Annotated in this window: 20 protein-coding genes; 12 read left to right on the plus strand and 8 right to left on the minus strand. The window is 63.9% G+C overall.

Going from position 1 to position 21,436, the window contains the following annotated elements; all coding sequences use genetic code 11:
* Nucleotide 1: 1 nt before the first annotated feature.
* The 4 genes from NFG58_RS06560 to NFG58_RS06575 form a co-directional block, all read right to left on the minus strand.
* A complete protein-coding gene (locus tag NFG58_RS06560; RefSeq protein ID WP_205254732.1) occupies nt 2-1,015 on the minus strand; it encodes an ABC transporter permease in 1,014 nt (337 codons plus the stop codon).
* On the minus strand, nt 1,012-2,598 hold the full coding sequence (locus NFG58_RS06565; RefSeq protein ID WP_348827808.1) for a sugar ABC transporter ATP-binding protein: 1,587 nt from the start codon (nt 2,596-2,598) through the stop codon (nt 1,012-1,014). Before NFG58_RS06565 ends, NFG58_RS06560 begins: the two co-directional genes overlap by 4 nt.
* Nucleotides 2,599-2,650: 52 nt before the next feature.
* Nucleotides 2,651-3,664 (minus strand): ABC transporter substrate-binding protein, encoded by a 1,014-nt coding sequence (locus NFG58_RS06570; RefSeq protein ID WP_348827809.1) that lies wholly within the window; start codon nt 3,662-3,664, stop codon nt 2,651-2,653.
* Between the two features lie 78 nt (nt 3,665-3,742).
* Nucleotides 3,743-5,212 (minus strand): aldehyde dehydrogenase family protein, encoded by a 1,470-nt coding sequence (locus tag NFG58_RS06575; RefSeq protein ID WP_348827810.1) that lies wholly within the window; start codon nt 5,210-5,212, stop codon nt 3,743-3,745.
* 291 nt (nt 5,213-5,503) lie between these two features.
* Between NFG58_RS06575 and NFG58_RS06580 the strand changes: the two genes are divergently transcribed.
* The 5 genes from NFG58_RS06580 (at nt 5,504) to NFG58_RS06600 (ending at nt 10,848) form a co-directional block, all read left to right on the plus strand.
* Nucleotides 5,504-6,205, plus strand: coding sequence for an FCD domain-containing protein (locus NFG58_RS06580; RefSeq protein WP_108131711.1), 702 nt, complete (start codon nt 5,504-5,506; stop codon nt 6,203-6,205).
* Nucleotides 6,202-7,893, plus strand: coding sequence for a GMC family oxidoreductase N-terminal domain-containing protein (locus NFG58_RS06585; RefSeq protein WP_348827811.1), 1,692 nt, complete (start codon nt 6,202-6,204; stop codon nt 7,891-7,893). Before NFG58_RS06580 ends, NFG58_RS06585 begins: the two co-directional genes overlap by 4 nt.
* A gap of 73 nt (nt 7,894-7,966) precedes the next feature.
* Nucleotides 7,967-8,941 (plus strand): sialic acid TRAP transporter substrate-binding protein SiaP, encoded by a 975-nt coding sequence (locus NFG58_RS06590; protein ID WP_348827812.1) that lies wholly within the window; start codon nt 7,967-7,969, stop codon nt 8,939-8,941.
* A gap of 18 nt (nt 8,942-8,959) precedes the next feature.
* Complete coding sequence (locus tag NFG58_RS06595; RefSeq protein ID WP_348827813.1) at nt 8,960-9,571, plus strand: TRAP transporter small permease; 612 nt, start codon at nt 8,960-8,962, stop codon at nt 9,569-9,571.
* Nucleotides 9,568-10,848, plus strand: coding sequence for a TRAP transporter large permease (locus NFG58_RS06600; RefSeq protein WP_348827814.1), 1,281 nt, complete (start codon nt 9,568-9,570; stop codon nt 10,846-10,848). Before NFG58_RS06595 ends, NFG58_RS06600 begins: the two co-directional genes overlap by 4 nt.
* A gap of 249 nt (nt 10,849-11,097) precedes the next feature.
* On the opposite strand, the gene NFG58_RS06605 is transcribed toward NFG58_RS06600, so the two are convergent.
* The gene (locus tag NFG58_RS06605; RefSeq protein ID WP_348827815.1) at nt 11,098-11,862 is read right to left on the minus strand and encodes an SDR family NAD(P)-dependent oxidoreductase; all 765 of its coding nucleotides are present in this window, start codon (nt 11,860-11,862) and stop codon (nt 11,098-11,100) included.
* Nucleotides 11,863-12,258: 396 nt separating this feature from the next.
* Between NFG58_RS06605 and NFG58_RS06610 the strand changes: the two genes are divergently transcribed.
* From NFG58_RS06610 to NFG58_RS06625, 4 genes are all read left to right on the plus strand, one after another.
* Nucleotides 12,259-13,005, plus strand: coding sequence for a ribonuclease activity regulator RraA (locus tag NFG58_RS06610; RefSeq protein WP_045994114.1), 747 nt, complete (start codon nt 12,259-12,261; stop codon nt 13,003-13,005).
* Nucleotides 13,006-13,080: 75 nt separating this feature from the next.
* Nucleotides 13,081-14,100, plus strand: a complete 1,020-nt coding sequence (locus NFG58_RS06615) for a tripartite tricarboxylate transporter substrate binding protein (RefSeq protein ID WP_108449893.1) — start codon at nt 13,081-13,083, stop codon at nt 14,098-14,100.
* 176 nt (nt 14,101-14,276) lie between these two features.
* On the plus strand, nt 14,277-14,804 hold the full coding sequence (locus tag NFG58_RS06620) for a tripartite tricarboxylate transporter TctB family protein (RefSeq protein ID WP_348815712.1): 528 nt from the start codon (nt 14,277-14,279) through the stop codon (nt 14,802-14,804).
* A 62-nt stretch (nt 14,805-14,866) separates the two neighbouring features.
* Complete coding sequence (locus tag NFG58_RS06625) at nt 14,867-16,396, plus strand: tripartite tricarboxylate transporter permease (protein WP_108449895.1); 1,530 nt, start codon at nt 14,867-14,869, stop codon at nt 16,394-16,396.
* An 82-nt stretch (nt 16,397-16,478) separates the two neighbouring features.
* Here the strand turns inward: NFG58_RS06625 and NFG58_RS06630 are convergent, their stop codons facing one another.
* Nucleotides 16,479-17,852: an MFS transporter gene (locus tag NFG58_RS06630; protein ID WP_348827816.1), complete on the minus strand. Its 1,374-nt coding sequence runs from the start codon at nt 17,850-17,852 to the stop codon at nt 16,479-16,481.
* Between the two features lie 200 nt (nt 17,853-18,052).
* On the opposite strand from NFG58_RS06630, the gene dmeF reads away from it, so the two are divergent.
* A complete protein-coding gene (gene dmeF, locus NFG58_RS06635; RefSeq protein ID WP_348827817.1) occupies nt 18,053-18,976 on the plus strand; it encodes a CDF family Co(II)/Ni(II) efflux transporter DmeF in 924 nt (307 codons plus the stop codon).
* Between the two features lie 25 nt (nt 18,977-19,001).
* Here dmeF and NFG58_RS06640 read toward each other — a convergent pair whose 3' ends face one another.
* Complete coding sequence (locus NFG58_RS06640; RefSeq protein ID WP_222515344.1) at nt 19,002-19,277, minus strand: metal-sensing transcriptional repressor; 276 nt, start codon at nt 19,275-19,277, stop codon at nt 19,002-19,004.
* A 42-nt stretch (nt 19,278-19,319) separates the two neighbouring features.
* Nucleotides 19,320-19,811, minus strand: a complete 492-nt coding sequence (locus NFG58_RS06645; protein WP_348827818.1) for a hypothetical protein — start codon at nt 19,809-19,811, stop codon at nt 19,320-19,322.
* Between the two features lie 38 nt (nt 19,812-19,849).
* Here NFG58_RS06645 and NFG58_RS06650 point away from each other — a divergent pair, with 38 nt between their 5' ends.
* Both NFG58_RS06650 and NFG58_RS06655 read left to right on the plus strand, forming a co-directional pair.
* Nucleotides 19,850-20,584 carry a HupE/UreJ family protein gene (locus NFG58_RS06650; RefSeq protein ID WP_348827819.1) on the plus strand — a complete coding sequence of 245 codons (735 nt, stop codon included), beginning with the start codon at nt 19,850-19,852 and terminating at the stop codon, nt 20,582-20,584.
* 15 nt (nt 20,585-20,599) lie between these two features.
* Entirely contained in the window at nt 20,600-21,370 is a 771-nt protein-coding gene (locus NFG58_RS06655) for a hypothetical protein (protein WP_348827820.1), read from the plus strand.
* Nucleotides 21,371-21,436 lie beyond the last annotated feature (66 nt).

Here is a 21,436-nt window from a genome sequence, read left to right on the forward strand (position 1 = left end):
GTCAGTGGGCTCCTCTGGGCGTCTGGAGATACACCGCCAGCACGATGATGGCGGCCTTCACCACCAGCGCCACCTCGTCGGCGACGCCGTTGGCGAGCAGGGTGTAGCGCACCAGCTGAATGATCGCGGCACCGAGGATGACCCCGGCGATGGGGGCCTTGCCGCCCTTGAGCAGGGCGCCGCCGACCACCGCCGCGGCGATGGCGTCGAGCTCCATCAGGTTGCCGTTCTTGGCCGCGTCCGAGGCGGAATTGATGGCCACGGTGATCAGCCCGGCGAGGCCGGCGAGCAGGGCACAGCTGGTGTAGGCTGCGAGCTTGACGCGGGTCACCGGGACCCCGGCCATGCGTGCCGCCTGGGGGTTGCCGCCGGTGGCCAGCAGGTAGCGGCCGTAGCGGGTGCGGGCGATGACCCAGGCCACCACCAGGGCGATGACCACCACCAGCCAGCCCTGGAAGGGCAGGCCGAGTAGCCGACCGGCGCCGAGGAACTCGAAGGCGGGATTGTCGAAGGTCTGCAGGTTGCCGTTGGTCAGCACCTGGGCCAGACCGCGGCCGGAAATGAACAGCACCAGGGTGGCGATGATCGGCTGCACGCCGAAGCGACTGACCAGCACGCCGTTGAACAGCCCGCAGGCTACGGCGACCGCCAGGGCCACGATGATGGCCACCAGGGTCATCGCCAGCGGCGCCTGCTGGCCGAACTCTGACAGAAAGATCAGCGGCGCCAGGGCGCCGGCCAGGGCCATCACCGCGCCCACCGACAGATCGATGCCACCGGTGGCGATGACCAGGGTCATGCCGATGGCGACGATGGCGATGGTCGACACCTGGGAGACGTTGACCGACAGCGTCTGCCACTCGAGAAAGTTGGGGGTGATCGCGACATTGAACAGGATCAGTGCCAGCAGGGCGACGAGCAGCGCCAGACTGCGGGGATTCACCGGCATGGCCTGGCGCCATCGCGGGCTGGCCGACCGGGGCGTCGCCTGACGGGAGGAGTGGAGCGACGTCATGGTGCGGTCTCCTGGTGGTCGGTGGCGGTAGCAGACGGTGCAGCGTCGTCACGCGCCGCGCCGTCGGCTCGGTCGTGCTGGGCGGTGGCGATGGCGGTGACCAGGGCGTCTTCGCTGAGCCCGGGGTTGTCGAGCACCCGGGTCGAGTGGCCTTCGTGCATGATCACCACCCGCTGGGCGCCCTCGGCGAGTTCCTCGAATTCCGAGCTGATCATCAGCACCGCGCCGCCCTGAGCCTGATAGTCCTGGACGATGCGCTGGATCTCGCGCTTGGCGCCAATATCGACGCCACGGGTCGGCTCGTCGAGGATCAGCAGTCGCGGCTGGGTCGCCAGCCACCGTGCCAGCAGTACCTTCTGCTGGTTGCCGCCGGACAGCTGGCCGATGGGTTGTTCCATGGAGGCGGTCTTGATCTTGAGCGCCTCGATATAGTGTGCGGCGAGTTCGCGCTCGCGCCGCCGTTGAATGACGCCACGACGGCTCAGCGTGCCGAGCAGGGGCAGGGTCATGTTCTCGCGCACGCTCATCTCGGGGATGATGCCCTCGACCTTGCGGTCTTCGCTGAGCAGCGCCACCCCCGCGGCGATGGCGTCGCGGCTGTGGCGGGGGGCGTAGCGCTGGCCGGCCAGCCGCATGCTGCCCCGGGTGGTGCGATCGAGCCCGAACAGGGCGCGGGCAAGCTCGCTGCGACCGGCCCCGAGCAGACCACCGAGGCCCACCATCTCGCCCTGATGCACCTCCAGCGAGGCGCCTCGCAGGCCCTTGTCGGTGGCCAGGGATTCGACCTCGAGCAGCGTCTCGTCGGTGTCGAGTTCCATCTCACGAAAGCTGGTGGTGCCGCTTGCCTGGATGTCCGAGGCCTTGCGGCCAAGCATGGAGGCCACCAGCTCCAGGCGCGGTGTCTCGCTGAGGGTGCGCTGCTCCACCGTGGCGCCGTTGCGCATGATGGTGGCGCAGTCGCACACCGCGTAGAGCTCCTCGAGGAAGTGCGAGACGAACAGCACCGAGGTGCCCTGGGACTTGAGCAGTCGGATGACCTCGAACAGCCGCTGGACCTCGCGTTCGTCCAGCGAACTGGTCGGCTCGTCCATGATCACCAGCCTGACCTGCTGGGACACCGCTCGGCCGATGGCCACCAGCTGCTGGATGGCGGTGGAGTACTCGCTGAGCGGACGGCGGACGTCGATGTCCAGCCCCAGCTCCTCGAGCACCGTGCGGGCCCGTCGATGGGCCTGGGGCCAGTCGATCCCGCCCCACCAGTGAAGGGGCTCGAAGCCCATCATCATGTTCTCGGTGACCGAGCGCAGCGGCACCAGGTTGAGCTCCTGGTAGATGGTGGCAACGCCTGCCTGCTGCGCCCGGCGCGGGCCGGAGAAGGCCACAGGCTCGCCGTCGAGCAGGATCTGGCCGCTGGTCGGTGTGTAGACCCCGGTCAGAACCTTGATCAGGGTGGACTTGCCCGCCCCGTTCTGGCCGATCAGGGCGTGCACCTCACCCGGCGCGATCGTGAGCGAGGCGCCGTCGAGGGCGACGGTGCCTCCAAACCGCTTGTGGATGTCGCGCATGTCGATAAGCGCTGTCATGACGTGGTACCTGGTTGGAATGTCAGGTCGGGATCAACCGGCGTGGCTCAGCTCAATAGGCGTCGTCGATATGCTCGGCGGCGTTGTCTTGGGTGAAGACACGGTCCTCGACGCGCACCCAGGGCTCGATGGTCTCGCCGGCGGCGTAGCGGTTGAGCACGTCGCAGGCCATCGGACCAAAGCGCGGCGACGACTCGACGCTGACCCCGAGCTTGCCGTCGAGGATCGCCTGCAGGGCGTCGCGGGTGCCGTCGATGGAGACCAGCAGCACGTCCTCGCCTGGGGTGCGTCCGGCCAGTTCCAGCGCCTGGATGGCACCGATGATCATCTCGTCGTTGTGGGCGTAGACCACGTTGACCTCAGGATGGGCCTGAAGCAGCGTCTCCATCACCTGGCGGCCGGTATCGCGGGCGAAGTCGCCGGACTGGGAGGCGATGATCTCCATGTTGTCCTGTTCGGCGATGACCGCATCGAAGCCTTCCTTGCGGTCATTGGCCGAGGAGGCGCCGGTGGTGCCCTCGAGCTCGATGATGTGGGCCTGTTCGCCTTCGAAGTTGTCGACCAGCCACTGGGCGGCGATGCGCCCCTGCTCGATGAAGTCGGAGCCGAGGAAGCTAACGTAGTGCTCACCGGCCTTGGCGACCTCGTCATCGACGATACGGTCGACCAGGAACACCGGGATGCCTGCCGCACGGGCCTTCATCACCGCCGGGATCAGCGCCTTTTCCTCGCGCGGGGGCAGGAAGATCGCATCGACGCCCTGGGCGATCATGCTGTCCACGTCGGCGACCTGCTTGGCGGCGGAACCGGCCGCGTCGGTGACCGTCAGCTGCCAGTTGCACTCGGGGGCGATATCACGAAACGACTGGGTCTCGGCGATGCGCCAGGGGTTGTTGCTTTCCATCTGGGCGAAGCCCACCCGGTAGCTGTCCTTCTGTTCCAGCGGCGGCAACTGCTGGGCCCAGCCGGGCATGGCGGAAAGTCCCAGCAGGGCGGCGGTGGCAAGCCCCGCCAGGCGGCGGGTGCGGGGGTGACGGGCGGTCGGGGAGTGGTGGGTCGAAGGCATCGTGTTCTCCTGGGCTATTGTGCTTGTTGTCAAAAGAGCACCGCGTCGGCAGTGCTCCGTGCTGCAGGGAGGGGGCGTTCAATCGCCCCAGTTGACGTACATCGTCTGCTTCTTGAAGTAGGCGGAAAAACCGTACTTGCCGTCCTCGCCGCCGACGCCGGAGTGGCCCCAGCCCGAGTGATAGGCGTGGACCTGCTCGCCGTTGGCGCGATTGAAGTAGATCTCGCCGAAGCGCAGCTCCGAGGGCAGCCGCATCAGTCGCTTGAGGTCGCGGGTGAAGACATAGGCCGAAAGGCCGTAGGAGGTGTCGTTGGCGAAGGCCAGGGCCTGCTCGAAGTCGTCGACCCGCTGGATCGGCACCACCGGTCCGAACACCTCGTCGTCGATCAGCGGCGAGCGATTGTCCCGGGTCTCGACGATGGCCGGGGCGATCCAGTAGCCCTTGGCGTAGTCGCCTGAGTCGAGCGGGCCGCCTTCGAGCAGCACGCGGTCGCCCTGGGCGATACCGCGCTGGACCATGGCGGCGACCTTGTCGCGTTCACCACGGCTGACCTTGGGGCCCATGTCGGGGTCATCCAGCGGATTGCCGATGCTCAGTGCGCGCGAGGCGGCGATGAACTTGTCGATGAACTCGTCGGCGATCTGGCGATGCAGGTAGATACGCTCGCTGCAGGTGCAGATCTGGCCGCAGTTGGTATAGCGCGCGGTGACGGCGGCCTTCACCGCGGCGTCGACGTCGGCGTCTTCCATCACGATGAAGGGCGCCTTGCCGCCGAGCTCCAGCCGCACGATCTTGAGTTCCTCGGCGGCGCTGCGAAAGATCTGTCGCCCCGCCCGGGTACTGCCGGTCATGGTGATCAGATCGGTGTCGGGGTGCTCCACCAGCGCCTGGCCCACCACCGGCCCCTGGCCGGTCACCACGTTGAAGACGCCGGGCGGAAAACCGGCGCGCTCGGACAGCGCCGCCAGGTAAAGTCCGGCGAAGGGGGTGATCTCGTGACCCAGCAGAATAAAGGTGTTGCCCGCCACCAGGGCGGGGCCAGCCTTGCGCGTGGCCAGGGCCGCCGGATAGTTCCAGGCGGTCAGTCCGGCGACCACCCCCAGCGGCAGCGAGCGAATCTGAATTTCCTCGTGGCGATTGTCCGAGGGCAGAATGTCGCCTTCGATGCGTCTGGCCCACTGGGCGCTGTAGCGCAGAAATTCGCTGCAGGCGCCGACCTCGCCGCGAGCCTGGGACAGGGGTTTGCCCTGCTCCAGAGCAATCAGCCGGGCGAAGGGTTCGAGATGGCGATCGATCTCCTCGGCCCAGCGGGTCAGCAGCTTGCCACGCTCGTTGGCCGGTCGCCTGGCCCAGTCGGACTGAGCCCTGGTGGCCGCGGCGACGGCGGCGTCCACGGCGGCGGCGTCACCGGCGGGGACCTGGCCAAGCAGCGCCTCGCTGGCCGGGTTGTCCACCTCGATGGCGTGGGAGCCGGCATGCTCAAACCAGCTACCATCGACCCACATGCGGCCTTCCAGGGGGGTGGCACCGAACTGTTGGAAATCCATGGGGCGTCCTCTGTTGGGTAAGGCCAGAACGATGATTGGATAACGCCAGAACAACGTTGGGGTGGTCAGAACGTCTGTTGGATAACGCTGAAATGACGTTTGGTACGACCATATACTGTTGGTGGTCGAGGTGGCTGGCAAGCGTAAGGTGCTACGACCATTGTCTATATTTTCTTCAAGCTCATGAAATATAGCGATTTTATGGGTTGTTGTGGCGGTATTAGCCATTGGTTGTAGTTGTTGGTCGAGAATTTAATGATTATTTTGGTACGACGATAAACGAGGTGTTGTATGAGCGGACGCAGTGCGGACTCGATCACTCTGGATATTGAGCGCTCCATCGTTGCCGGCGAGCTGGAGGAAGGACGTCCGTTGCCCGCTGAGCGGGCGCTGATGGAGCAGTACGGCGCCAGTCGCACGGTGATTCGCGAGGCGATCACCGCGCTCACCGCCAAGGGGTTCTTGAAGAGTCGGCCGCGCTATCGCCCGATCGTCTGTCGCCCGGATGCGAGTTCGGCGATGCAGGCGGCGGGAGGCGTTATCAAGCACCTGCTCGATAACTCCCGGGGCGTACATGACCTCTACCAGGTACGGGTGTTGTTCGAGCGGGTGCTGGTGCGGGACGCCGCCACCGGGGCGGGCAAGGACGACCTCAAGCGGTTGAAGGATGCACTGGACGACAACCAGGCGGCGATCTGCGATTCCGAGCGCTTCTACGCCACCGATGTGGCCTTTCACCGGGTGCTTTACACCATCTCGGGCAACCCGGCCTATCCGGCCATTCACGCCGGCTTTGTCGAGTGGCTGGCGCCCCAATGGAGCCGGATGCCACGCAGCGAGCAGCGCAATCACGACAACTTCCTGGCTCACCAGGCGATCTACGAGGCCATCCTGATGCGTGATCCCGACGCGGCGGAGCGTGCCCTGGTCGATCACCTCGAGGCCTCATGGGAGTTCGTGCGCAGCACCTTCTTTGCAGGAGAGAACGAGTGAGCGACGTCGATCATATTGTTGTCGGGGGCGGGGCCGCCGGGTGCGTGGTAGCCGCCCGCCTGGTGCGCGAGCAGGGTGCCAGGGTGCTGCTTTTGGAGGCGGGCTCGTCCCACCACCACCCGCTGCTCGACATGCCCCCGGGCATCTTCAAGATGATCAATGGCTCGAAGTTCATGCGCTATCACCAGACCGAGCCGCAGGCTAATCTGGGGGGACGGGTCCACGACATTCCCCAGGGTCACGTGCTCGGCGGCGGTACCTCGGTCAATGCCCAGGTCTACATGCGCGGGCGGCCCGAGGACTACGACGACTGGGATCGGCGACTCGCCGGCAACGCGGCGAGGGCCGACTGGTCCTGGCAAGGGGTGCTTAAGCACTTTCGCCGGATGGAGGACAACGACCGTCTGGTCAATGAACACCACGGGCGCGGCGGACCACTCAAGGTCTCTGACCCCGGTCATGTGGATGTGGCCTCGCGCTGGTTTATCCAGGCCGCCCAGGCGGCGGGGCTGCCCTACAACGGCGACTTCAATGGCGAGCGTCAGACCGGGGTCGGCTTCTATCAGTTCATGAATCGGGCGGGCAAGCGCTGCTCTGCCGCCTACGCCTACGTGGAGCCGCTGCGCGAGCACCCGGGGCTCGAGGTCGCGCTCGACTGCGAGGTCCAGCAGGTACTGGTCGAAGACGGACGCGCCGTGGGCGTCGAGTACCGCGACCGCAAGGGCAAGGTGCACCGGGTGCGCGCGCAGGGCGAGGTGATCCTGGCGGCGGGTGCGCTGGTGACCCCGAAGCTTCTGATGCTCTCGGGTATCGGGCCAGCCGAGCAGTTGGCGCAGCACGACATTGCGGTGAAGGCGGACCTGCCGGGTGTGGGGCAGAACCTGATCGACCATCCCGAGGTGCCGATCACCGCCTACGCCAGGACCCCGTGTGGCTACTATCGCCAGGGCGTTGGCTGGCGGATGCTGGCCAACGGGCTCCAGTTCAAGCTGTTCGGCAGTGGCCCGGTGACCTCGGCCGGGGTCGAGGCGGGCGCCTTCGTCAACCCCGTCGATCCTCAGGCGGCACCGACCATCCAGGCCTTCTGCGTACCCATCGTCTACCTGGACCGGGATACCCGGGACGCGCTCAAGGACGACTACGGACTGACGGTGACCACCGTGGTGGTCAAGCCCAAGGCCAGAGGCAGCGTTTGCCTGCGCTCGGCCGACCCCGGCGACATGCCGCGGGTATCGCCCAACCTGCTCGGCCATCCCGACGACATGCAGGCGATGGTGGAGGGGCAGAAGTTCTTTCTGCGCGCCTTCGAACAGTCACCGCTCAAGGAAAACCTGCACGGTGTGGCCTTGCCCTTCGCCGGAAGCGGCGCCAGCGACGATGAGCTGCTCGAACACTGCCGACGCTTCGTCAAGACCAACTACCACCCGGCCGGTACTGCGGCCATGGGTGCCGATGACGACCCCATGGCGGTGCTCGATGCGCGACTGCGGGTTCGTGGGGTGCGCGGGCTCAGGGTCTGTGACATGTCCGCGGTGCCCGATATACCCGCCGGCAACACCACCGCCCCGGCGATGATGCTGGGCAGCCGCTGCGCCGACTTTATCGGCGAGGATGCCGGCCTGGGCCAGGACGCCCGGCGCGACGCTGCAGCGCCCGAGACGAAGGTCTCCGGGGCGGCGATGCATTGACCTACCGAACGGATTTTTAAGCACCGACAGCAACCGACAGCAACCAATAGCAACAATGAAAAAGGAGCATCCGATGACACGCCTGACTCTTCTGCCGCTGACCCTGAGCGCAGGTCTCGCCGCCGCCGCCAGTGCTGCCCAGGCTGCCGACACTGTCCAGTGGGCCCATGTGTACGAACCCTCCGAAGCCTACCATCACTGGGCCGAGTGGGGCGCCGAGCAGATCGCCGAGCGCACCGACGGTCGCTACGAAGTGGAGGTCTTCCCCGCCTCGACCCTGGGCAAGGAGGTCGAGATCAACCAGGGGCTGGTGCTCGGCACCGTCGACATCATTTACACCGGCCAGAGCTTCGCCGCCCAGACCTACGGGCCGCTGGCGCTGTCCGACGCCCCCTTCGTGTTCCGTGACTACGAGCACTGGAAGGCCTACGCCGACAGCGAGCTGTTCGCAGAATTCGCCGACGGCTACCGTGATGCCTCCGGCGGCAACGTGATCCTGGGTGACTGCTACTACGGCCAGCGCCACGTGACCTCCAATACGCCGATCGTCGAGCCCGCCGACATGGAAGGCCTCAAGATTCGGGTGCCCAATGCGCCCATCTACAGCCTGTTCCCCCGTGCGGTCGGCGCCCAGCCGACACCGGTGGCCTTCTCCGAGGTCTATCTGGCCCTGCAGCAGGGGGTGGTGGACGCCCAGGAGAACCCCTTGCCGACCATCCGCGCCAAGAAGTTCTACGAGGTCCAGGACTACATCAACCTGACCGGCCACGTGACCGGCTCCAACCTGATCGTTGCCGGCGGTCCCTTCTTCAACGGCCTGTCCGAGGAGGACCAGCAGATCTTCCGCGAGGTGCTCGGCGAGGTGGCCAGGAAGGTCTCCGACGATGTGCGCGAGCAGGAGCTGGCTTCCATCGACTGGTTCAAGGAGCAGGGCGTGGAGGTGCTGGAAGTCGAGCGTGAGGCCTTCCGCGAGAAGACGTTGCCGGTGCTCAACGGTGACGAGGCGACCTGGACCCAGGAACAATTCGATCGCTTGCAGGCGCTGTAACGCCTCGGGAACAACATTATGAACCACACTGACAGCGAGGCCCTGGGCTCCGCACGGGCATCCCGGGAGGATGCCCGTGAGGGGCCGCAAGGCCCGGATATCGACTTTGACGACGACGGCCCGACCTTCGCCTGGCGCGACATCGGGCTTGAGGACGCGCTCACCCTGGTGGTCTTCTGGACCATGGCAGCGGTGGTGTTCGCCCAGTTCTTCAGCCGCTACGTGCTTGGCTCGCCGCTGGGCTGGACCGAGGAAGTCGCCCGCTATCTACTGATTTGCGTCGGCTTTCTGGCGGCGACCGTGGGGGTGCGCAAGCGCAGCCACATCCGCCTCGAACTGCTGTATCGCTACCTTCCCCTGCGTGCCTCGGCGGTGATGATCTGGCTGGTCGACCTGGGTCAGCTCGTCTATTTCGTGCTGCTGGGGTGGGTCACCTGGAAGATCCTGCCGCTGATGAGCGCCCAGAAGATGACCTCGATGGCGGTCGGCATGGACACACTCTACAGCGTGGTGCTGTTGAGCATCGCCATCATGGCGCTGCGTCAGGCCTGGCAGTTGGTGCGGGCGAGCGGTCCGAAACAGTGGCTGGCGGCGCAGCGAGCTGACACCACCGGCGAGGAGGCATCATGACGCTACTGGTCCTGTTCGGCGGCCTGCTGCTGATGCTGGTGATGGGCTTCCCGGTGATGGTGGCGCTTGGCGCCTCGTCGCTGGCGGCGATCCTGGTCGATGGCGGCGTCCCCGACTTTATCGTGCTGCACCGTATGGTCGGTGGCATGGACAGCTTTCCGCTGCTGTCGATTCCCTTCTTTGTCCTGGCCGGTGCACTGATGAACTCCGCCGGCATCACCAGTCGCATCTTCGACTTCGCCAGGGCCCTGGTGGGCTGGATGCCCGGGGGGCTCGGCCACGTCAACGTCGGCGCCTCGGTCATCTTTGCCGGCATGTCCGGTGCTGCGGTGGCCGACGCCGGCGGGCTCGGCGCGATCGAGATCAAGGCGATGCGCCGGGCGGGCTATGATCCCGGCTTTTCGGTGGGGATCACCGCTGCCTCGTCCACCATCGGGCCGATCATTCCGCCTAGCCTGCCGCTGGTCATCTACGGCGTGATGGCCTCGGCCTCGATCGGTCAGCTGTTCGCCGCCGGCCTGGTGCCGGGACTGTTGATGGCGCTTTCGCTGATGCTGATGGTGGCCTGGTACGCGGTGCGCTATCAGTATCCGCGTGACGTCGGCTTCGCCCTGGGCTGGATCGCCTTGACCTTCCGTCGTGCCTTTCTGTCACTGCTGACCCCGGTGATCATCGTCGGCGGCATCGTGCTTGGCATCTTCACCGCGACCGAGGCCGCCATCGCCGCGGTGATCTACGCCATGCTGCTGGGGGCGGTGGTCTATCGCACCCTGACCTTCAAGAGACTGCTGGCGGTCACCATGGAGACCATCGAGACCACCGGGATCATCATGATGATCATCGCCGCCTCGTCGATCTTCTCCTGGCTGCTGACCAGTCACCATGTGGCCGAGAACTTCGCCAACTGGATGCTGGCGGTTACCTCCAACCCCACCATCATCCTGCTGTTGATGACGTTGATCCTGTTCGTGGTGGGCTGCTTCATGGAAACCATCGCGGCGATCACCATCCTGGTGCCGATCCTGCTGCCGATCGCGGTCAACCTCGGCGTCGACCCGGTGCAGTTCGGTATCGTCATGGTGCTGAACCTGATGATTGGCCTGCTGACGCCACCGGTGGGACTGGTGCTCTACGTGCTCTCGCAGGTGTCCAAGGTGCCCTTCGAGCGCTGCGCCTCGGCGACCCTGCCGTTCCTGATCCCGCTGTTGATCGTGTTGATGCTGGTCACCTTCGTGCCCTCCATCTCGCTGTGGCTGCCGACCTTGATCTATCGCTAGGCGCTGTCCGAAAAGTCGACGAGCGAAGGTTAGACAAGGCAAAAATCGGTGAGAAAGCGCAGTTTACGGGGTGTAAATGAGCATTTTGATCCGATTTTTAACGCCGTATTACCGAGCGCAGGCACTTTTCAGACAAGCCCTAGCATCGAGCAGGCAAGGGGACACGTTGCGCCCCTGACCACCAACGCCCCCGACGGACATCGTCGGGGGCGTTTGCTTGAGGGGGCCCGATGGTGCGTCCTCGTCTGCCTATCGCCCCATCCAGCCGCCGTCCACGGTCATCACGCTGCCGTGCATATAGTCCGAGGCGCTGGAGGCCAGAAACACTACCGGTCCCTTGAAGTCAGCGGCGTCCCCCCAGCGACCGGCGGGAATGCGCGCGAGGATGTCGCGGGAACGCTCGGGATCGTCGCGCAGTGCCTGGGTGTTGTCGGTGGCGATGTAACCCGGAGCGACGGCGTTGACGTTGACCCCGTGGGCGGCCCATTCGTTGGCGAAGGCCTTGGTCAACTGGGCGATGCCGCCCTTGCTGGCGGCGTAGCCGGGCACGGTGATGCCGCCCTGAAACGACAGCAGCGAGGCGGTGAAGATCACCTTGCCGCTGCCTCGCGCGACCATCTGCCTGCCGATCTCCCGGGTCAGCACGAAGGGGGCGCTCAGATTGACGTCGATGACCCTGTCCCACAGCGCATCGGTGTGCTCGGTGGCGGGGGCGCGTTCGATGGTGCCGGCGTTGTTGACCAGGATATCGATACGCCGGTCGGCAAGCTGCTCGACCATCGCCATCAGCGCGCTGCGGTCCGACAGGTCGCAGGCGATCCCTGTGCAGTCTCGCCCCAGGGCGCGGACTCGCTCGCCCAGCTCGCCGCCGTCGGCGGCCATGCTGGTGCTGACGGCGATGATGTCGGCACCGGCTTCGGCCAGGCCCAGCGCCATGGCCGCGCCGATGCCGCGTCTCGCGCCTGTCACCAGGGCGGTCTTGCCGTCGAGTGCAAAGGTCGTCAGTACAGCCATCGAGAATCTCCTGAGTGATCGAACGGGCATGTATGGCAAAGGGGCTACCAGCCTAGTGGGCATGCAGGGCTGGGGGGAAGGCCTGGGAGGGGCGTGATGACCGGATGACAACGTTCTGTCTTGAGCATGTCTTGCGCTTTGTTAGGACAAATTCTTTCTTATTAGACCTATGTCTAAGGGGCGGGCATATTGATCGATCCTGAGTGAAAGTGGTTTTTCAAATAATTGAAAATAAAGGATTAAGTGTTATGTTCCGGGTTCTCGAAGTGGTCTCGAGTGCCGTGTTCAGGTCAAGATGAAAGCCAAGTTGTAAAAAGTTGTTTGAAAAGCCTTCCGACGCTTCCTATAGTGACTCCGTCAACGAACAACCCAGTTTGCCAGCGATAGGCGGAGCCCATGAGCATCATCAACGATTACCCCCACGCAGAGCTGTCCAACCTGACCCGCGAGCGACTGATGCGGGCTTCGACGGCGTCGCTGCACACCCTGCTGCACAAGCGGGGTCTGAAGAACACCTATATCCAGAACGTCGGTCGCATGAACAAGAGCCAGGTCAAGATGGTGGGGCAGGCCTACACCCTGCGCTATATCCCGGCCCGCGAAGACCTGGACGTGGTGGCCGCCTTCCGTGATCCGGAGCACCCCCAGCGTCTGGCGGTGGAGAGTGTGCCGCCTGGCCGCGTACTGGTGTCCGACTGCCGTCAGGATGCCAGCGCCGCGAGTGCCGGCAGCATCCTGTTGACCCGCCTGCAGGTGCGCGAATGCGCGGGCTTTGTGTCAGACGCCGGTGTGCGTGACTCGGAGTACGCCGAGAGCATGTCGATGCCGGTGTTCTGCACCAAGCCCAGCGCCCCGACCAACCTGACCAAGCACCACGCGGTGGATATCCAGCAGCCCATCGGCTGTGGCGGCGTGCCGGTCTATCCCGGCGACGTGCTGGTCGGCGACGGCGACGGCGTCATGGTGGTGCCGCTCGAGCTGGCCGACGAGATCGCCGAAGAAGCCAGTGGCATGGAGGCCTTCGAAGCCTACGTGCTGGACAAGGTCAACAACGGCGCGGCGGTCATCGGTCTTTATCCGCCGAACGAACAGGCCCAGGAGGAATACCAGGCCTACCTGCGCGAGCAGAAGTCTCGCGGCTGAAGCAGGAGTCGCGCGGCCAGACAAGCGCCGCCTCATCTATCCCCACACAATCACAAAATAATTCCAGGAGTCGCCATGTTTGCTCTCACTCCCCTCAACGCCACCCTCAGCACGACCCTGCGCAAGCGCCTGATCAAGGGCGCGACCGGCGCTACCCTGGCCGGTGTGGCGCTGGCCGCGGTCGTCGCCGTGCCCACGGCCCAGGCTGACTTCCCCCAGCGTGACATCCGCATGATCGTGCCCTGGCCCGCCGGCGGCGGCGCGGATGCCATCTCGCGCAAGATCAGCAATCTGGCCGAGCAGTCGCTGCCGACCTCGATCTACGTCGAGAACATCGGCGGGGCGGTGACCGCCACCGGCCTGATGCAGTTGGCCAAGGCGCGTCCCGACGGCCACACCATCGGTGTGCTGACCTACGACAGCGTCGTCACCCTGCCGCGGGGCAACATGGTGCCCGGCTACTCGCTGGACAAGCTCGAGCCGTTTGCCCGCGTGACCCAGGAAGCCGACGCCATCGTGGTATCCAAGCAGTCGGGCTTCACCTCCTACGAGGAGCTGATCGAGGCGGCCAGGGAAAATCCCGGCACGGTGCGCATCGGTGTGGCGCCCCAGGGCTCTGGTCCCTACCTGGCGGTACGTCGCCTGGAGGCGGCCACCGGGGTAACCTTCAACGTGATCTCCTATCCGGGGTCGTCCACCGCCGAGGCCGAGGCGCTGCTGTCCGGCGAGATCGACGCCGCCATCTCGAGCCTGGGGGACTTCTCCGGGATCCTGTCCTCGGGTGATGCGCTTGGCGTGGTCGAGCTGTCCGGTTCGCAGAACCCGGCCTATCCCGAGGTGCCGCCGATCTCCGAATTCGACGTGGATCTCGAGACCGGCAGCTTCATCGTGCTGGCGGCGCCGGCCAATACCCCGGAAGACGCCATCGAGACCCTGGAGTCGACCTACCACGAGGCTTACCAGAGCGACGAGTTCCAAGAGTGGGTCACCAGTATCGGTGTCACGCCGGGCTGGCTCGGCAGCGAGGAAGTCAACGAGTGGATCGGCAGCTACCAGGAGCGGACCTTCGCCGCCATGGATGAGCTGGACCTGTAAGTCCGGGGTGCAAGGTCCGGTGAAACATGTCTGAGCTTCACGCAGCGACCTTCCGCTTCCTGCCTCCATCTGGAGCGGGCGGGTAGAGCACCTGCCTCTGCCGGCCCGCTTCACTTCCCTTCCAACGAACACTGTGTTGTCGGTCTCCCGTCATTGGGGGCCGAGAGAGGTTTCGCATGTCTCGTTCATCTTCATCTCTGCTGGCGCGTGCGCTTGGCCTTGGCCCTGGCTTCAGTGCTGGCGCGATCCGTTTCCACGGCGTGCTGGCGCTGCTGGCCCTGGGCTACCTGATCGGTGGCCTGGCGATGGGGCCTCCGCTGGAGGCCGGCAAGCTGACGCCATCCTTCTTTCCGTTGCTGATCGGTGTGCTGGCCACCGTGCTGTGCGTGCTGCAGTGGTGGTCCTCGGTGCGCAGCGCCGCTGCTCTGGATCGGGACAACGCGGCCGATGAAGGCGATAGGCCGAGGGGCCATCGTCTTTCGCCAGAGCTGACCCTGATGCTGGCGACGCTGGTCTATGTCCTGGTGTTTCAGTCACTCGGCTATGTGCTGTCCACCCTGGTCTATGTACTGGGCGTGATGCTGTTGTTCTCGGGGCTCGACAAGTGGTTGAGCAAGGCCCTGATCGCGCTGGCCATTACCGCGGTGGGCTTCGTGCTGTTCAACCAGGTCTTCAACGTCCGTCTACCGACACTCTGGGGGTGAGCCATGATGACTGATGCAACCCGCTCGGCGCTCGCTGCCGGGCGACACGCCGGGGGTGACCCATGGACTTCCTGACCCAGGTGCTGGCGAGCTTCGGCTTGCTGCTCAATCCCACGGTGCTGTTCTATGTGGTGGCCGGCTTTCTGATCGGCACCGTGTTCTCGGCGATTCCCGGCCTGACCGCGACCCTGGCGCTGGCGCTATTGCTGCCGCTGACCTACAGCCTGGACGTGACCACGGCGCTGATGGCCTGTGCCAGCATCTATATGGCCGGCATGTGCGGTGGCAGCATCACCGCCACCACCATCAATATTCCCGGTGCTCCCTCGTCGATGATGACGGCGCTGGAAGGCTATCCGATGCAGCAGCGCGGCGAAGGGCCTCTGGCGCTGGGCCATGCCTCCTTCGCCTCGATGATCGGCGGCGTGTTCGGGGCGGTACTGCTGGTGCTGCTGGCGCCCTTGATCGCCGACCTGTCGCTGCTGGTGCAGACCACCGGCAAGTGTGCGCTGATCCTGTTTGCGCTGATCGTCATCGTCATCGCCCAGCGGGGCAATGTCCGCCGTGCGGCTATCGCCGCCTGTCTGGGGCTGATGCTCGCCACCGTGGGGCTAGACGCCATGGTGCCGGTGGCCCGATTCAGCTTCGGCATGGGTGACCTGGCGGCGGGAATCGACCTGATGCCGGTGATCATCGGTACCTTCGCCATCAGTGAGCTGTTGACCCAGCTTGCCGAGAACGACAAGGCCCAGGCCATTCGCGATAAGCTCAAGGGAGTGGCGAAGATTCGTCGCCGCGACTTTATCCCGTCGCGCTCGGCGATCCGTCGTATCGGCGCGGCCTGCTATCTGAAGTCTTCCACCATCGGCTATCTGGTAGGCACGCTGCCCGGGGCCGGGGGCTCCATGGGTGGCTTTCTGGCCTACGTGGAAGCGGTGCGTACCTCGCGCGAGCCGGACAGCTTCGGCAAGGGCAATCCCCAGGGGATCGCGGCGGCGGAAAGCGCCAACAACGCGGTCTGCGGCGGCGCCTTGGTGCCCATGTTGACCTTTGGTATCCCGGGCGACCCGATCACCGCCATCGTGCTCGGTGTGCTGGTCATCAACGGCATCCAGCCGGGGCCGCAGCTGATGGAATCCCAGGCTGGGCTGATCGCGCCCATGCTGGCGGCACTGATTTTCAGCGCGCTGATCCTGATTCCGCTGACCATGTACCTGCTCGGGCCTTACTTTATCCGCATCGTGCGCATTCGCCGTGATGTGCTGTTTGGCTCGATCGCCATGCTGGCGGTGGTGGGCAGCTACGTGGCGACCTACTCGACCTTCCAGATGATGATGACGCTGGTCATGGGGGTGCTGGCCTTCTATCTGAGAAAGCACGGCTATCCGGTGGTAACGCTGCTGCTCGGCTTTATCCTCGGCCCGGGCCTCGAGGAGTACCTGCGCCGTTCCCTGACCCTGTCCAACGGTGACCTGACGGTCTTCGTGACCCAGCCCGACAGTCTGTTCTTCATCGTGCTGACCGGGGTGTTCGTGTACTTCCTGGCGATCCGCAAGCCGGTGCAGTTGAAGGGTAGCCAGAACACGACCTGAGGCCCGTACAGATTCCAGAGCAGGAAACTTCAGCGCCTGTCCGACGGCATATTGCCCGGGGGCAGGCGCTTTTTTTGGCATTTCACGATGGCCATCTGGTGTGGTGTCCATCGATCATGAAGGCGTGCTGGTGCCGTCCTCTTTCATGTTGGTGCGGATGGCGGTGCGGTTCCGGTCCCTCCCAACCCTCGTGCTCATGCTGGTGGTGGTCGTCATGGTAGTGCAGGTGGGCGTGCGTCAAAGGAGCATGCTCATGCTCAAGCACGATCGGCTCTCGTGACGGCCAGACACGGGCCGCGAGTAGCGTCGACAACAGAGCAATAGTCCCCAGTAGAGCAAAGGTCTCGAGCAGGCCCACCTTGGCCCCGACCCAACCGGCCAACGGATAGGTCACCAGCCAGCAGCCGTGCGACAGCGAGAACTGCGCGGAGAATAGCGCCGGCCGGTCCTCTACGTGACACGACTGCTTGATGAGGCGGCCGGTGGGCGTCATGACCAGCGAGGCGCCGATACCCATCAGAAACCAAAGCCCCATCAGGCCGACAAACCCAGGGGCAAGCAGGCCAAGGAACAGGCTCACTGTCATCAAGCTGCCGCCCGCAAGCAAGACCGGGCGCTCGCGCAAGCGCTCCAGTACCTTCGGAAGAAGCAGGGCCACCAGCATCGACCCGCTCCCTGCCGCCGCGAAGGCCATGGCGACCGCTTGCTCACCCAGGCCCAGGGCAGAACGGATATAGACCACGGTATTGACGATCTGCATAGCTCCGGCGGCTGAAGTAACCATACTTATGGCCAACAGTCCTCTTAGCCGGGGCGTTTTCAAGTAGATTTGCATGCCGTGGGACACCCGGCGCCAGATTCCTGGCGCTTCATCATTGGCAGCCTGGGGAGAGGGCAGGGCCACCGAGCCGACCAAGCCAGCCGAGACAAGAAAGGCCAGGCCGTTGAGCAGGAACAGCGCATCGAAGCTCATCAGCAACAGTAGCGCTGTCGCGGCCAAGGGACTCAGCAGGTTCTCCAGGTCATAGGCGAGACGCGACAGGGACAAGGCCCGCGTGTACTGCCCCTCGTCTTCGAGGATGTCGGGGATCGTTGCCTGGAAGACCGGAGTGAAACCCGCCGAGCATGCGTTGAGCAGAAAAATCAGAACATAGATTTGCCACACCTCTGTGACGAAGGGCAGCGTGCAGACCACGGCTCCACGCAGGAGGTCCAGGCCGACCAGCAGCCAGCGCCGGGGCAGACGCGCCGCATAGGCTCCTACCAGCGGGGCGATGCCCACGTAGGCCATCATCTTGATCGCCAAAGCCGTGCCCAGAACGACTCCCGCCTCCCCGGCGGCCAGGTCATGCGCCAGCAACACCAGGGCGATCGTAGTCAGACCCGTGCCGATCAGCGCGATGACTTGGGCCAGGAACAGGTGGCGATAGGTTCGGTGTTCAAGGGGGGCAAGCATAGGGCTCTCATGATGAGACGATTCGATAGTGTTGCTTCAGCGATTTGCTGCACAACAAAGCGCCTACGGGCACGAACGTTGTTGCTGGAGGCGATCTCCGTTAGCATTTCATACTATCCCCCCGGGGGGGATAGGTCAAAATGCAGAGCTGGACCGGTCAGCCGCGCAAATAACCACTTCTTGAGCCAGGAACGCTGATAATGCATCACCATCGACTTGATCACTGGCAACATGAGCACCGCTTCGGCCAGGACAAAAAGCGAACGGGAGAGACGCGAACACTCATCGTGGTCGGCCTGACCCTGGCGATGATGATCTGGGAAATATTGGCGGGCGTGGTCTACGGCTCGATAGCACTGCTGGCAGATGGGTTGCACATGGGCTCCCATGCAGTCGCGCTTGGCATTGCAGTTTTCGCTTATGCCTATGCACGCAAGCATGCAAGCGACGCGCGCTTTTCCTTTGGCACTGGCAAGGTCAACGCGCTGGGAGGCTTTGCTGGCGCGATTCTTCTAGCTGTTTTTGCCCTTTATATGGTGGTGGAGAGTGTCGAACGCTTTGCTAGCCCCGTCGAGATTTCCTTCGATGGCGCGATTTTCGTCGCCGTGATTGGCTTGGTGATCAACGGGGTTTCAGCCTGGATACTGGGGGGTGATGAGCATGAACATGGCCACGATCACCATCACGGATATAGCCATCACCAGCACGACCATAACCGCCGAGCAGCGTACCTCCACGTCCTGGCCGATGCGCTGACCTCGGTGCTGGCGATTGTTGCCCTCTTGGCCGGTAAGTATGCGGGATGGTACTGGATGGATCCGGTAATGGGTATCATCGGCGCCGTGTTGGTGACGCGCTGGTCATGGCACCTGCTCAAAGACACGGCTACCGTGCTATTGGACCAACAGCACCGTAACCTGGAGGACGCCGTCAAAGGGGCAGTGGAGAACCACGATGCACGTGTCAGCGACCTGCATATTTGGGCCATTGGCCCCAACATCCAAGCAGCGATTGTGTCGATTGTGTCTCATCAACCGGAAGCGCCAACTGCCTACAAGCAGCGCATTCAGGCCAACTGTCACTCGTCGGTGCATGTCACGGTCGAGCCGTTACAGTGTGATTGATGTTGTGAAGTAGTTCGGTGCTCGCTCACAGGTAGCGGGCGATGGCCTTGAAATCATCGACATGCTGCTGCTTAGCGGGATCCAAGGGGCCAATCGCATCGTCCAGGCAGTGTTCAATGTGATCGTGGATCAACACGCGCTTGGCTTGCTGAATGGCCTTCTCCACGGCGTGCAGCTGCTGGGCGATGTCCAGGCATGGGCGTCCCTCCTCGAGCATCAGGGACACGCTCTGCAGGTGGCCCCGGGCGCGGTTCAGGCGTTTGATGATGTCCGGGTGGGTACGGTGGGTGTGCTCTGTCATCTTCTGTTCCTTTGGTCTATTCCTATCCTCTGGGGGGGGATGTTAAGCTCTCTCCGGCGTCGTGCCAATGCCCGATTCAACAAGGGTGCTGCACGTGTCTTCGGACTCCCCTTTCAATCTGGTTGGTTTTCCATGCTCCACCGGCTGCGCCATCGCCTCGGCTACCTGATCCTGCTGCTGCTGTTCCTGCCCGGCCTGGTGCTGAACAGTGTCGGCGAGGCGCGTGCCCATGGGCCGCTGAGCTCGGAGGAAGTGCAGGAGACTGAGCTGGGGCATCATGGGGACGGTCATGACCATGACCATGACCAAGTCCAACTGGACGACAGGGGCCAAGGGGACGGTCACCACCTTCATCATGATAGTGGTAGCCACTTTCACGAAACGGCGGATCGTCTCGCGACAGGCTTGAGCCTGGCACCAGGCTTCAATGACGCCCTGCGAATCGGCGATCGGAACGGTGTCCCGCTGCGCCGCGTTTATCGCCTGGAGCGCCCTCCACGACTGGGTCATTGCTGAATGATCGGTGCCGTCCATTGGACGGCTGACTCTCAAGACTTGCCCGTGGAGGTTTCATGTTTCCATCTCGAATGGGGAGTGCGTTTGGCCTGCCAGATATGGCCCGCCGGCACGCCCTGGCCTTTCTAACGTTGCTGATAATGCTCCTGGGAGCTAGCGGTGACGCCCTTGCTCACGCTGTTGCCGAAGGCGACAAGGGATATATACAGGAGATCTATGGCGTTCACTTGATCTCATTCGTCTATCTCGGCGCCAAGCACATGGTGACCGGGTACGACCATATCCTGTTTCTGCTGGGGGTGATCTTTTTCCTCTACCGGATGCAGCACATCGCCATTTACGTCAGCCTCTTCGCCATTGGTCACTCGACGACCATGCTGCTGGGGGTGTACTTCGATATTGGCATCAACAGCTATCTCATCGATGCCATCATTGGCTTATCCGTCGTCTACAAGGCGCTGGACAATCTCGGCGCCTACCAGCGCTGGTTCGGTTTTCAGCCCAACACCAGGGCGGCGACGCTGATCTTTGGTTTCTTCCACGGTTTCGGCCTGTCGACCAAGATAATTGAATACGAAATCTCGCCCGATGGCCTGCTGCCCAACCTGTTGGCGTTCAACGTCGGGGTGGAACTGGGCCAGTTGCTGGCCTTGAGTGCCATCCTCATCATCATGAGTTTCTGGCGGCGTACCGCCGGCTTCCTGCGCCACGCCTATACCGCCAACGTCGCCATGATGTGCGCGGGTTTCATGTTGATCGGCTATCAGCTCACCGGCCTATTCACCGCCTGATACAGGAGTCCCGAGATGTACAATACCGACCTTCCCACCCGTGCCGAGTTGCCTTCTACGGGTAAATTACTTCGCTCCACTGTGCTGGCTGCAGTTGTCGCCAGTGCTCTGTTGATCACTGTGGTACTGCCGGCGGAATACGCCATCGATCCTACCGGCGTGGGACGCCTGTTGGGGCTAACCGAGATGGGGGAAATCAAAAGGCAGTTGGCCGAGGAGGCCGAGCTCGATCGGGCGACGACACTGGACGCCACAGCAAAGGAGGCGCAATCCACTGTGGCACAGAACGCCGAGGGCAATCAGTCCGCTGCCGTGGCTGCTGATCTACAGTCACCGATCTCGGACGGCGAGGCCGGCCAAGTGACTAATGTTGCACCATCCCAGAAGGCGACTCAGCCAGAGCCAAGCCAAGAGCTGGCCAACGCCTCGTCGACCCAAGAACAACCGTCGAAGTCGACCGAGGAAACGGCCTCCTGGCGCGATGTGGTGAGCTTCACCCTGACGCCAGGGGAGGGCACCGAGTACAAGTTGACCATGGAGGAGGGAGCCGTCGCGACGTTCGCCTGGTCGTCCAGCGGAGGACCGATCAATTTCGATACTCACGGTGACGGAAATGGCAACTCCATCAGCTATGAGAAGGGACGCGGTGTGCCTGAGGACGAGGGTGAGCTGGAGGCAGCCTTCACTGGTAATCATGGCTGGTTCTTTCGCAACCGAAACGACAACGACGTGACCGTGGAACTGCGAATCGACGGCAACTACGGTGAGCTTAAACGCATGATGTAATCGTTGAAGTGGACTGTATCGCCCTGGCCCTCTCGCAAGGGTCAGGGCCTCTGGCACCTGTGTTGT

It is taken from the genome of Halomonas sp. RT37 (assembly GCF_040070525.1).
Lineage (GTDB): Bacteria > Pseudomonadota > Gammaproteobacteria > Pseudomonadales > Halomonadaceae > Halomonas > Halomonas litopenaei.